12 protein-coding genes and 1 tRNA gene are annotated in these 12,147 nt (G+C 63.1%); 2 read left to right on the forward strand and 11 right to left on the reverse strand.

All coding sequences use genetic code 11. The annotated features are described in order from the left end of the window. Positions 1 to 20 precede the first annotated feature (20 nt). From OU02_RS08240 to trmB, 5 genes are all read right to left on the reverse strand, one after another. Positions 21 to 1,586: an ADP-ribosylglycohydrolase family protein gene (locus OU02_RS08240; RefSeq protein WP_241434866.1), complete on the reverse strand. Its 1,566-nt coding sequence runs from the start codon at positions 1,584 to 1,586 to the stop codon at positions 21 to 23. A gap of 147 nt (positions 1,587 to 1,733) precedes the next feature. Then, entirely contained in the window at positions 1,734 to 3,329 is a 1,596-nt protein-coding gene (locus OU02_RS01475; protein WP_033488414.1) for an ATP-dependent nuclease, read from the reverse strand. After that, the gene (locus OU02_RS01480) at positions 3,326 to 3,880 is read right to left on the reverse strand and encodes a BUD32 family EKC/KEOPS complex subunit (RefSeq protein WP_033488415.1); all 555 of its coding nucleotides are present in this window, start codon (positions 3,878 to 3,880) and stop codon (positions 3,326 to 3,328) included. Before OU02_RS01480 ends, OU02_RS01475 begins: the two co-directional genes overlap by 4 nt. A 65-nt stretch (positions 3,881 to 3,945) precedes the next feature. Further along, a tRNA-Glu gene (locus OU02_RS01485) sits at positions 3,946 to 4,020 on the reverse strand. Between the two features lie 64 nt (positions 4,021 to 4,084). Beyond that, a complete protein-coding gene (gene trmB / locus OU02_RS01490) occupies positions 4,085 to 4,921 on the reverse strand; it encodes a tRNA (guanosine(46)-N7)-methyltransferase TrmB (RefSeq protein ID WP_051918258.1) in 837 nt (278 codons plus the stop codon). Between the two features lie 227 nt (positions 4,922 to 5,148). Between trmB and galE the strand changes: the two genes are divergently transcribed. Beyond that, positions 5,149 to 6,159: a UDP-glucose 4-epimerase GalE gene (gene galE / locus OU02_RS01495; RefSeq protein ID WP_033488416.1), complete on the forward strand. Its 1,011-nt coding sequence runs from the start codon at positions 5,149 to 5,151 to the stop codon at positions 6,157 to 6,159. A gap of 100 nt (positions 6,160 to 6,259) precedes the next feature. On the opposite strand, the gene OU02_RS01500 is transcribed toward galE, so the two are convergent. From OU02_RS01500 to OU02_RS01525, 6 genes are all read right to left on the reverse strand, one after another. Beyond that, positions 6,260 to 7,228 (reverse strand): ABC transporter substrate-binding protein, encoded by a 969-nt coding sequence (locus tag OU02_RS01500; protein WP_022858290.1) that lies wholly within the window; start codon positions 7,226 to 7,228, stop codon positions 6,260 to 6,262. A gap of 59 nt (positions 7,229 to 7,287) precedes the next feature. Then, positions 7,288 to 8,430: a phosphotransferase enzyme family protein gene (locus OU02_RS01505; RefSeq protein WP_080720438.1), complete on the reverse strand. Its 1,143-nt coding sequence runs from the start codon at positions 8,428 to 8,430 to the stop codon at positions 7,288 to 7,290. 34 nt (positions 8,431 to 8,464) lie between these two features. Continuing rightward, positions 8,465 to 9,100: an ECF transporter S component gene (locus tag OU02_RS01510; RefSeq protein WP_033488417.1), complete on the reverse strand. Its 636-nt coding sequence runs from the start codon at positions 9,098 to 9,100 to the stop codon at positions 8,465 to 8,467. Positions 9,101 to 9,370: 270 nt separating this feature from the next. Next, positions 9,371 to 9,868 carry a low molecular weight protein-tyrosine-phosphatase gene (locus OU02_RS01515; protein WP_033488418.1) on the reverse strand — a complete coding sequence of 166 codons (498 nt, stop codon included), beginning with the start codon at positions 9,866 to 9,868 and terminating at the stop codon, positions 9,371 to 9,373. An 80-nt stretch (positions 9,869 to 9,948) separates the two neighbouring features. After that, positions 9,949 to 10,626: a dihydrofolate reductase gene (locus OU02_RS01520; RefSeq protein ID WP_033488419.1), complete on the reverse strand. Its 678-nt coding sequence runs from the start codon at positions 10,624 to 10,626 to the stop codon at positions 9,949 to 9,951. Positions 10,627 to 10,708: 82 nt separating this feature from the next. Next, complete coding sequence (locus OU02_RS01525; protein ID WP_180326964.1) at positions 10,709 to 11,509, reverse strand: thymidylate synthase; 801 nt, start codon at positions 11,507 to 11,509, stop codon at positions 10,709 to 10,711. A 205-nt stretch (positions 11,510 to 11,714) separates the two neighbouring features. On the opposite strand from OU02_RS01525, the gene OU02_RS01530 reads away from it, so the two are divergent. After that, on the forward strand, positions 11,715 to 12,128 hold the full coding sequence (locus tag OU02_RS01530; protein ID WP_033488421.1) for an OsmC family protein: 414 nt from the start codon (positions 11,715 to 11,717) through the stop codon (positions 12,126 to 12,128). The last annotated feature ends 19 nt before the right edge of the window (positions 12,129 to 12,147 follow it).

Below are 12,147 nucleotides of genomic sequence, written 5' to 3' on the forward strand. Positions count from 1 at the left end.
TTCTACCAAACCGGCGTTTACTAGCGCTCTTCGCTGGATGTGCGCTCCATGCCGTTGGCGGCGATCATCGCCTCTTTGCCGTACATGCGCAAACCGGATTCCACGGCGCGCGTGGCCAGCGCATACGCCGCGCGGTAGTGGCGGTAGGCGCGCTCGCGCACCGCATGGCACGCCGCATCGTCCGCCACACCCGCGCGCTGCAGGTCGGCGAGTTCCCATTCGGCCGCCTGCCCCATGCGCAGACGGATCATCGCGATGATGGGACGGTCGTGCGCGTCGCCGAGGTCCATCTGCTCCTTGCACAGTTCATAGGCACGCTCATAACAGTCTGCAGCGGCGTCGCGATCGGCTGGCCAGCCGCGGCCGTCACGGTGCATGTCTCCCAGGTAACAAGCGCTTTCCGCACTGCCGAGCTGTTCGCCACGCTCAAAACAGGCGGCTGCGGCAAAGTCCGGGTCCTGCGCGTGCACATGCTCATACAGATACATCACACCCAGGTTCGTTGCGCATTGCGCGTCGCCGAGCTCCACGCCCGAAGCGAACCAGCGCGCGGCCTCGCCGAACAGCGCCTCGCGGCGCCCCGGATCGGTCTGCAGCAGCGCGGCGCGACTGCGGTCGTCACCAAACTCGCAGGCGGATTGCGCGGTGAGTGCCTCCGGACCACCAAGCGCCGACCCTGCAAGCTCCGCATCCCAATCCTCCACGTCGAGCGGCGCCCCACACACCACGGCGGCGATGGTGCGCCAGCCGCGCAACGCATCGTCCCATTCGCCGGGGATGCCACGTCCGTCGCGCTCCTCACGCTCGTCCTCAAACCCGTACACAATGCCGGCGAGCGCGCCAGCCACGGCTGCGGTGGTATCAGCATCCCCGCCCAGATTGACGGCGGTGAGCACACAGTCGCGGTACGAGTCGGTTGTGGTCAGGCACCAGAACGCGGCGCGCAGCGTGTGCAGCACGTAGCCGCTCGATTCGATCTGGCCGCGCGGCACACGCCACACGCCGTCTTCACCGGCGATCGCCGCCGCGTCGCGCGTACCGGCGCCGCGAATCAATGCGCGCGCCGCCCGCACGTAGCGCACGCACGCGTCCATGCTCGTCTCATGCGCGTGGGTGACGGCGCTCATCGCGCGCACATCATCGTCCGACGCGCCGAAGAACGCGAGCGGGATGCTGCGCATCAGCGCGCCGTTGCCGTTGTCGCGCTCGCCGCCCAGACCGTGGTCGGTGTGCAGGGCCTGGTATGTGGTGCGCCCCACGTCGAACGCCGCGCCGTCGGCCGTGTATTTGCCGTCGAACAGCCAATCGCGGTAGCGTTCGCGCAGGTCGTCGGGATCCACCACGCCGTCGCAGTGCATCAGGGAATCCAGTGTGGCCAACGCCATGGAGGTGTCGTCGGAAAAGGTGCCTGCGGGGATGCCCCTCGCCGAATCACCGGTCATTGTGATGCAGGTGAACGTGTCTCGTGCGCGCCCTTCGTATGGCACGCCGAGCGCGTCTCCGATCGCCTCGCCGTACATGGCGCTTTGGAGGATCCGCAGCATTGTCTCGTCGTTGATGTCCATGATCGCCTCCATCTCTTCCATAGCCGTGGCGTGCGTCGGAACACGGCGCATGCCACGGCGGCATCCAATTGATGCCTGTGCTGTGCTGGGCGTTTGCGCGACGTGTGTCTAGAATACCGCCATGCCGGCCGTTGCGCCCGGCCCGTGTGCCATGCGCGCGCCGCGGTTTCAACGGGGGCGCGTGACGGCGTCGAGCATGAGCTCCACACTTTCGATGCGCCGCGCCACCTTGGCGGTGATGTGCGGTAGAAGCGCAATGACCGCGCGCGTCTTGTTCGTGCGCACACGGCAGAACGCGGCCACCGCTTCGCAATCGAGCGTGCCACCCGCGCGGGCCGTGCGCAACGGTTTCAGTTCGCCGGCACGGAATGCGCCGCTATGCTCAAGCGCCTGCAGTGTGCGTTCGGCGCCAAGCGCGCGCACATACTCGCCTTCCAGATCGGGCTGCGAGACCCACACATGTTCGGCGGCCAGCTGGTCGGCGCGCACATGGTATTGCCCGGCGATCTCCTGCACGGCGTCGGCGTCGATGAGCTGCGCGAGCGGCACCTGGAATCCACGCTCGCCGAACATGCGGCGCCACGCGGGCATATTACCGCAGCCGCCCGCCTCAAGCAGCACAATGCCGTAAGCGTCCAGATTGCGTTTCGTCACGTCCGCGCAATGCTCCACAAGCACGCGGTCGGTGATGCCCTCGACGACGATCACACGGTCGGCGGTCAATGGCTCGAGCCGGTCGCGCACCCACATGTGCAGCAGCAGTTTGTCGTCTTCGCTCAGAAAATCCCGCTGCGGCTGCACCACTTGTCCGCCGGAGTGCATCACCACGATCTGGTCGGGCTCGAACTCGCCGATGATGTCCGGCGAATGCGTGGCGATGATCTTCTGGCTGTCGCCGCGCGCAAGCAGGCGTGCGAGATTGCGCTGGCTCGTGGGGTGCAGGTGCGTTTCCGGCTCGTCCAATCCGATGATGCGCGTGCGGTCGTCGAGACCGTCGACGAGCGCGAGCGCATACACCGCACGCAGTCCGCCCGACTGGTCACCCAAGTCACGCTGTTCGCCGTTCTTGCGCAGTTGCAGGCGCAGGCCGTCGAGCGGCGCGGCACAGTCGCGGGCGGCGGGCACGAAGACGAGGTTGTTCTGCTGGTAGTCGCCCGGAAGCGCGGCGGTCAGTTGCGCGGCGATGCGCCGGCGCAGTTCGAGCAGTGGCTGCGAGTCTTCGAGCACGCGCGCATAGGCGCGGTCGACTTCGGCGAGCGCCCGGCGTTCCTGCTGCAGGTCCTGGGTGGCGAGCAGCTCGTCGATGAACGTTCCATGCGCGTCACCCAATGACTGGTCGTCGGCGATGTACGTCCAGCCGATTGCGTCGATCTGGGGTTGCAATAGGTCGGTTTCGTGCCATGCGCCGGCCGCATACCGGCGGATGACGAGCGATTCGCCGTCTGCTTCGACGCGCGCCTCGAGCCGCAAGGTCAGCGTGGATATGCCACCGGATTGGCGCACGGCGTCGCCGAAATGCGAATCATTGGCGCCGCATTCGAGTTGCGCTTCGACGACGAACGGGCGGGCGCGGTCACGCACGTCATCGGCGGTGATCGACGTATAGAGCGCGCCTTGGGTGGCGCCGAGCAGCAGGTCAAGGCAGCGCAGGATTGACGTCTTGCCCGAGTCGTTGGTGCCGACGAGCACGAGGTGCCGGCGCACTTCGATGTGCATGTCGGCCACACGGGTGTGGTTGCGGATCGCGACCGAGGTGAGTCTCATGGTGCGCTGGATGGGTGCTCGGCCACGTACTGCAGGAACTCGTTTGTCTTCGACCAGTATTTGATGCCCCAGTTCTCGAAGTTCCACTCGTCCATGTAGTCGTTGCATTCGAAGTCGATGTAGTGGATCAGGCCGTCTTGCACCACGAAGTTCGTGGGGAAATAGTCGATGTTGATGTTGTGCCGGGCCAGCTGATCGGCCATGAACCGTACCTGTTCGAGGTATTCGGGGCGCATTTCGTCCTGCAATACCAGCTCGTAGACGGTGGGGCCGTCCACGTATTCCTTGAGGATCCGCTCTTTGCTGATGTCCACATCGAACATCGTGGGCAGGCGCACTCCCAACTCACGCAACCGGCGGTAGTCGCGGATCTCGGATTGAATCTTGTCGCCGAACTGGTAATACGGGCAGGGTTCGTGATGAATCTGCTTGAGCACGTATTCGGTGTACGGCATGCTTTGGGAACGGACAAGGAAGGAATAACCCCCCTTGCCTTTGCCCAGCAGGCGAAGCACGTCAAAGGGCGTCCCATTGACCGTCAATTGTTTCATGTTGGCATCGTACCATGCCTTTTGCGCCCGGAAAGCAAAAGACCCACCATGTGGCGGGCCTGTGTTGGTACCCCCTGAGAGAGTCGAACTCTCGTTGTCAGATTGAAAGTCTGGTGTCCTAACCGTTAGACGAAGGGGGCCTGACAACTCGATTAATAATACACGAGACGTCAATGCACGCAAATCACGGCGTGTCGCATGCAATCACCGCGTGCGGTAGGTGAAATCGTGGATCACACGGCCGGCGTTGAGCCCCTTCTTCTCGAAGTTCGTCAGCACGCGCCCCTCGAAGCGTTCGGATTCGGTGAAGTCGGCGTGCGGCAGTCCAGCCGCATCCGCCGCATTGCCCTTGCCCACATGTTCGGTCGGCAGGCTCACCGTGAGCGTACCGGCGTTGGTGAAGTCGTCGCGGCCGTCCATCACCTCGTGCACATGGAGCGCATAATCCTCGATGTCGGTGGCGATGCGCCAGACGCCACCGTCCGCGAGCGCACGCCGCACGTCCGCGGCGAGCTCCGGCTGCACGATGCGGCGCTTGTGGTGCTTCATCTTAGGCCACGGGTCAGGGAAGAACGTCCACACTTCGCTCACCGCGCCAGACGCCACCGCCTTCATGAACTCAGGCGCGTTGACCTGTGCGACGCGCAGATTGCGCAGGCCGCGTTTGCCGGCGAGCAGCAGGGTGTGCGCCACACCTGGGTCATAGACCTCGAGCGCGAGGAAGTTGAGCCCGGGGTGCGCTTCGGCCGCGGCGGCCACGTTTTCGCCCTGACCACTGCCGATTTCGACGATAAGCGGGTTTGTGTTCCCCCACACGCGCCGCGCATACGCCGCGTCGAGTGTGAAGTCGGCACGCGGGTCGAGCGACCCCTCCCCCGCATTGATTTCACTGAGCAGGTAATCATGCGCATAGTTGTTCCACGCACGCTGCAGCCGGTCGTCGAGACGTGGCGAACGGCGGACGAACGAGAGCACCTTGCGTCCGTAGAGCGGTGGGCGCGCCGGTTCGCCCGCGGCTGAGGCCACGGCTGCATCTGGCATTGGGGTGTCTGCTGCTGTGCTGTTCTCGGCTGTCATAGTCTCCTTTATATCCGGCCCTCTACCCGTGGGTGTGGGCGGTGGCGTCTGTTGTTTTCCGCGCGGCGTATGTTAAGACACGACGCTGCGCACATCCGCGTGAAGCTGTAGTATACTGAAATTGTTACAAAAGGTAACATAAAACAGCAAAAGAGAACATACTCTCTGTTGCTTTGGTGGAAAGGACCAACATGACCGTTCTCGTAACAGGCGGCTGTGGCTACATTGGCGCCCATGTGGTGCATGCCTTGCACGAATCCGGCCAGGACGTGGTGGTTGTGGACGATCTGAGCTATGGCAAGCCCGATCGCATTGGAAACGCCCGTCTGTACGGTATGGACATCTCCGCTCCGGGGGCCGGGGAACGCCTTGCCGAAATCATGAAGGCGGAGAACGTCGACTCCGTCATCCACTTCGCCGCGCGCAAGCAGGTCGGCGAATCGGTCGAAAAGCCGCTGTGGTACTACCAGCAGAACATCAACGGCATGCTCAACGTGCTCGAAGGCATGCGTGAGGCCGGCGCGAAGAAGCTCGTCTTCTCGTCGAGCGCCGCCACCTACGGCGTGCCGCCGGTCGACGTGGTGCCCGAAGACGTGCAGCCGATGGTGCCGATCAACCCATACGGCCAGACCAAGCTGTTCGGCGAGTGGATGGCCCGCGCGTGCGAAGAGCCGTACGGCATCCGCTTCTGCGGCCTGCGCTACTTCAACGTGGCCGGCTGCGGCCCCGTGGAGCTCGAGGACCCGGCCATCCTGAACCTGATCCCCATGCTGTTCGACCGCCTCAAGCAGGGCAAGGCGCCGGCGATCTTCGGCGACGACTACCCGACGCCCGACGGCACGTGCGTGCGCGACTACATCCACGTCTCCGACCTGGCGGACGCCCATCTGGCCGCGCTCAAGTACCTGGACCGCGACGAACGCAAGTACGACGTCTTCAACGTCGGCACAGGCGAAGGCACCTCGGTGCGCCAGATCGTGGACGAGGTCAAGAAGGTGACCGGCCTGCCGTTCACCGAGACCGTCATGCCGCGCCGCGCAGGCGACCCGCCGCACCTGATCGGCTCGCCGAAGCGCATCAATGAGGAGATGGGCTGGCACGCCAAGTACGACGTCGAAGACATCGTCGAGTCCGCGTGGAACGCGTGGCAGGCCAATCCGGACCACCACATCGACGTGGAGACCTGGAAGCAGACCGACTGATTCGCTCAATCAGCGCTCACCAACGGCGGGGGTTCGTGGAACACTCCACGAACCCCCGCCGTTTCCTTCCCCTTCAAACTCCCCATGGCTGCCGCGGACGCTACCCTACGACTCGATTGTTCAGACGAGCCGGCACCACGCCGTCGCCCTGCGGCAACAACGCGTTGGTGACGCATCCACCGTCGATCGACGCCAACGCCCGCTCAAGTGGCACGCTCAGGTGGCCGTTGGCCGCCATCCACTCCGTATACCCACGCACCATGCCCATATCAGCGGTGCCCCAGTCACCGTCGGCGTCGAGCCACGATGGGGCTACGGCGGCAAGTGACGCGGCGAGCACATCGGGGTCGATGTGGCACAGCGCCGGTTGCAGCGCTTCGACGGCGGCCTGCGGATCATCAATCGCCATACGGTACCCCTGCGCAGTGGCCGCGAGAAAATCACGCACCATCTGCGGATTGCGCTCAATCAGGTCATGGCGTGCGGAAACGTAATAGGAGTGGTGCGGCGCCACCTCAACGTCGTCGAACGGCAGCACGACGAGGTCGTTGAAATCACCTGATCCCTGATACGGCTCCCACCATGCCACATTGATGAACGCATCGCATTTGCCGCGTTCGACACTGCGGATATCGGGCTCCCACTGCCCTGGATCGATGGTGCTCAACGTAGAGAAGTCGCCGCCATCTTTCTCCACCGCCTGCTGCAGCTCCGTGTACAGCCGGGCGACGCCCATCGGAATGCACACGCGTTTGCCCTCCAGATCGCGGAATCGACGGATACCGCTGGCCTTGTTCGTGATGATGCCGCCGATCTGACATTGGTTCATCACCGCACACGACGTGAGCGACGATTCGCCCTGCTGGTGGAACAGCAGCTGGTTGAGCCGCACCAGGGCGATGTCCACTTCGCCGCGCTCCACCAGACAAGCTGGATCGCCACGGTAGAAGTCGCCGCTGATGAAGTCCACGTCCAGGCCACGCTCCGCATACAGGCCACGCGCGCGGGCCAGGTAGAATCCAGCGTGGTTCGTCCATGGATGGACATATTCGAGCCGAACTTTCAGCATGGTTCCCAATTCTCCTTCTTATCTTGGTTATCTTGTTCTTCCTTCGTTGCTCCGTTGCGCTACAGCGCGCGACGCACGTCGTCGAGGAACCGACACCCGTCCGGTGTGCCAAACCATGCGGCATGGGCGTTGAACGCGGTGTCATAGCACCAGTCGGCATCCTCATCCCGCATCGGTCCGTCCACGAAATAAGCAATCCAGTTGAGCGACGCCTCGGCCTGCGCGAGCGGTAGCATCCACGGCAACACATCGCGCTCGACGTCAGACAGCGGACGCAGGCGCTCATAGCCCTCGATGATGGCGCGGGCGACGTCAGAGCGGCAGGCGTCCGTCTGCCCATCCATGATCTGAACGAACTGGATGGCGTTGCGTTCGATGGCCTCGACCAGATCGAACAACGCCGTATTGCGGTCGGCCAGCCCAAAATCGATGACAGAGCTCGGCGCATGCCCCTTCCACAGCATGTTCGAGACGTGTGGGTCGCCATGCGTCCATGATTCCGGGAGTTCACCATAACGGGGCGCGACATGGCGCATATAGGCGCGGTATGGTTCCAGATCGCGACGCCAGTCGCGCCCTGTGCGCTCGAGATAGCGGCGCACGGACGGCCGGGCATCCAGCCAGCCATCGAATTCCTCATCGAAATCACCAGCGGCAAACAGACCGAAACGGTTCTGGTACGGATCGGGGCGTGCGGCACGGGGCTCGTCGAAACCGCGGGACGCCAGCGCGATGCGCGCCACCGTCTCACCCAACCCGCGTGCTTCATCGAGTGTGGCGGGTGGATCCCACGTCAGCGCATGGGCATAGCGGTCTTCCCCCGGCGCCTGCGCGCAGACTTCGTAGACGTATGAGCCCACCGTGAACGTACAACCATCGGCTCCGCGATGGCGCGCGGCATCGAACGGGAGGAACGGCATCACGTTCATCCCATGCCCCGCAAGCCACGCCACGTAGCGCTGGTATGGGTGGATTGTGCACGCATCGCGCACGGACGCATGGTACCGCTTGATGTACACGTTGCCACAATCGGTGGCCACCATTGCGCCTGCAGCGGTCGGCCGTGCGCTGCGAGAGATCATGGCAGACGCGCTCAGCGGCTCGGCAAGCGCCAAAAGCACCCTTCTCGCTTCGGGCAATGTGATATCGCGCCAGCGTTGCTGCACAATATCCAGCTGCGCATTATTCTCAGGGTTATCCATGGCACATGCTCCACATGAGATCGGCTTGCGCCAATCAGGCTTCCGGATCGGCAACGACCGGCGCCGCGGCCTTGACCGCAGCCCGTCCGCCCGCAAGACGCTCCAACGCGCCAGTACCGGCAAGCCCTCGATACAGCACCCACATGAGCACGCCGGCGACCACGGCCCCCGACAGCACATTGCACACGATGCCCACGGTGAGCACAAGTCCGCTTTTGCCCATTCCATACAGCATCCAGGAGGCCGTGAAACCGCCGAGGGCCGACAGTGCGCCGGACAGCGCGGTGATGGCCATGTTCCACACCCCGTAGGCACACAGCGCGAACGCGAGTTCGGCACCCAACCCCTGTAACAGGCCAGGCAGCACGGTTCCTGCACCACCCCACTGGCTTCCAAGCAGTGCTTCAAGCACGGACGCAACCATCTCCGCGAACAGCGCGGCACCAGGTTTACGCACAATGATCATCGCGAGAGGGCCGGCGATGTAGTAGAAGCCATTGAGCAAATCCGAAGCGCCCGGCACGATGTCGAGCACACTGCCGATAGGCGCATAGATGAACCCGATCGCCCAGAACACAATGCCCGAGGCGACCGCGATAACGGCGGTGACGGTGATGTCGGCCACAGACCAGCGGAAACGGTGGCGCGACAGCATAACTGATTGATTCATGGGTTCTCCCTGCTTGCTCGTTCGTCGGTCAAGCAGGGGTACCGATATCAAAACTTCGTTCGCCAGCATTATCTGGAAATCACGTTCAACGGTCAGGATTCACATCCTTCTCAGCTCGACTGAGCTCCCGTGCTTGATGGCGTCCATCCTATACGGGGCCCATGAACAAGCCGCCCCATCCCGGACCCCATTGTCCGGGATATGGACACCTATATGTGTTGGGCGGTGTTTGCATGCAAGCACCGCCCAACACGGCAAAACGACACTGGATCAACCGCGCGCCTCGAGCTGTTGCTCCACATAATCGGCGATGTATGGGGCGACCTCCTCGATCTGGTCGATCGCCGTTTCGAACTCGCGCGGGCCGCCGTACCACGGGTCGACGAGGTCGATCTCGCTTTCGCACCCCGGCTGCGGGTCGGGCAGATCGGGATCGAAGCTGCGGTACATATGCACCTCGCTGCGCTTGCTCAACGGCAGCATGTGCAGCAGCGCGTTCATATGCGAAGCGGTCATCGGCAGGAACAGGTCGGTGTCGGCAATCTCGTTGCGCGTGATGCGGTGGGCGAAATGCTTGGCTGGAATCGCGTAGCCGCGCTCCTTCAACACCTTCACCGCACGAGGGTCAATCGGATTGCCGTATTCCTCGTCGCTGACGCCGCTTGACTCCACGCGCACCGCGTCACCCAGCCCGCGCCGTTCGAACTCATGGCGCAGAATGATCTCCCCCATCGGCGAACGGCAGATGTTGCCGGTGCACACGGTCATCACGGTGTAGGGGTGAGACTCATGCTTCTTCAATGCTCTTCCACTTCCCTTCGGTATGCGGGGCGCTGCCCCGCGCATGTCTATTCCTGCGCGCCTTCATGCTGGTGGCTCAGCGTCACGTAACGGTAGCGCGCAATGCCTTCCGCCTTACCCGGCACACTCCAGTCGGTGCGTTCATCGACCTTCCACGCGCCTTTGTCTATCGCATCGCTCAAGTCCGGTGCATACGTGTCCGCATCCACATTCGCGTCGATCTGCGTGATGAACACCTTGGACGCCAATGGCAGCATCTGGTTGAACAGCTGCGCGCCGCCGATCACCCAAATCTCGCTGCGGTCGAGGCCGTCGTCCGGAATCGCCTCCTGGCGGGCCAGGTCGAGCGCCTCCTCCACGTCACAGGCCACGGTGGCCCCCGGCGCACGGAACAAACGGTCGTGCGAGATCACGATGTTGTCTCGGTTCGCGAGCGGGCGGAACTTCGGGTTCAGCGACTCCCATGTCTTGCGCCCCATGATCACCGGGTGCGAGACCGTGAGCTCCTTGAACCGCCGCAGGTCTTCGGGCAGATGCCATGGCATGCCACCATCGAAGCCGATCGCGCCCGGACGACCCTCTTTGTCGTTCGCTTGTGCCCAGATCAGATTGATGGAGAATGTCTTGGCGTAGTCGTCACCCCAGTCGTCTTCCAGCAGATTCTCAGGCCCGGCGATCCCGGGCTCGGGTTCGTGATAGCCGGTGCGGCTACTATCGTGCTCCATTTCATCTCTCCTTGAACGAGGTAATCGGGTCACAGTTTATGCAAAGCCGCAGACCGTGGCATTCGCGGAGACGGATGGCGTTTCAGACCGCGATCGGGGCCTTGATGGTGGGGTGGTATTGGTAGCCCATGATCTCGAAATCGCCATAGTCGTATTCGAAGAGCGAATCCGCCTTGCGGATCTTCATCGTCGGGTACGGGTAGGGCTCCCGCGAGAGCTGTTCGAGCACCTGGTCCACATGGTTGTCGTAGATATGGCAGTCGCCGCCGGTCCACACGAACTCGCCTGGTTCCAGGCCGGCCTGCTGCGCCATCATCATCGTGAGCAGCGAATACGAGGCGATGTTGAACGGCACGCCCAGGAACATGTCGCAGGACCGCTGGTACAGCTGGCAGCTGAGCTTGCCATTGGCCACATAGAACTGGAACAGCGCGTGGCATGGCGGCAGCGCCATCTGCTCGACCTCCGCGGGGTTCCAGGCAGTGACAACCATGCGGCGCGAATCCGGTTGCGTGCGGATCAGCTCGAGCACGTTCGAGATCTGATCGATCGTGCGGTTCGGGTCGCTGGGCGTGGGCGCGGGCCAGCTGCGCCACTGCACTCCGTAGACGGGGCCCAGGTCGCCGTTTTCGTCGGCCCACTCGTCCCAGATGTGCACGTTGTGCTCCTGCAGCCAGCGCACATTGCCCGACCCCTTCAGGAACCACAGCAGCTCGTATGCGATGCCCTTGAAGAACACGCGCTTGGTCGTCAGCAATGGGAACCCTTCGCTCAAGTCGAAGCGCATCTGCTGGCCGAACAACGAGATCGTACCGGTGCCGGTGCGGTCGGATTTGAGGTTGCCTTCCATGAGGATCTTGCGCAGCAGGTCCTCATACGGCATGGGGATGGTCGTCTTCGGGTGCGCCGGCACTTGGGCGCGGATGGATTCCAGATCTGCTTGAGTCAAAGGCATAACAGTCCATATTAAGGGCGCTTTTGGACGGCGTATCGCTCTGCGCGTGGGTGCGCCCCTAGCCAAGCGCAGACGCCTTGAGTACGATTGATAGGGGAATATCATCCAGACCAAGCACAAAGGAGCATGATCAATGGACAAACGACTGTGGGTCGAGCGCAACAAAGATGGTTCTTGGGACGCTTTCAGCGATGACGGCGCCCACCTCAAGTTCGGCAAGGGCAAGGGCCAGTTCACTCCCGGCGACCTGATGAAGATCGCCCTCGCGGCATGCGCGGCGCTCTCGAGCCGCATGGCTGTGGAGAACGCCGTGGGCGAAGGCAAGGGCGCCAAGATCATCGTGGACGGCACCTACGATGCGGACACCGACTCCTACATCAACTTCAACGAGCAGGTGGTCATCGATGCCTCGGACGCCAACCTGAGCGACGAAGAGGTGGAGAAGCTCAAGAAGCGCGCCAAGGCGCACATCGAAAAAGGATGCACCGTGATGCACACCTACGAGCAGGAGACGCCGGTGCGCATGGACATCGAAGTGCGCCGCTGAGCGCACTCCCCCTACGTAA

It is taken from the genome of Bifidobacterium pseudolongum subsp. pseudolongum DSM 20099 (assembly GCF_000771225.1).
GTDB classification, from domain to species: Bacteria; Actinomycetota; Actinomycetes; order Actinomycetales; family Bifidobacteriaceae; genus Bifidobacterium; species Bifidobacterium pseudolongum.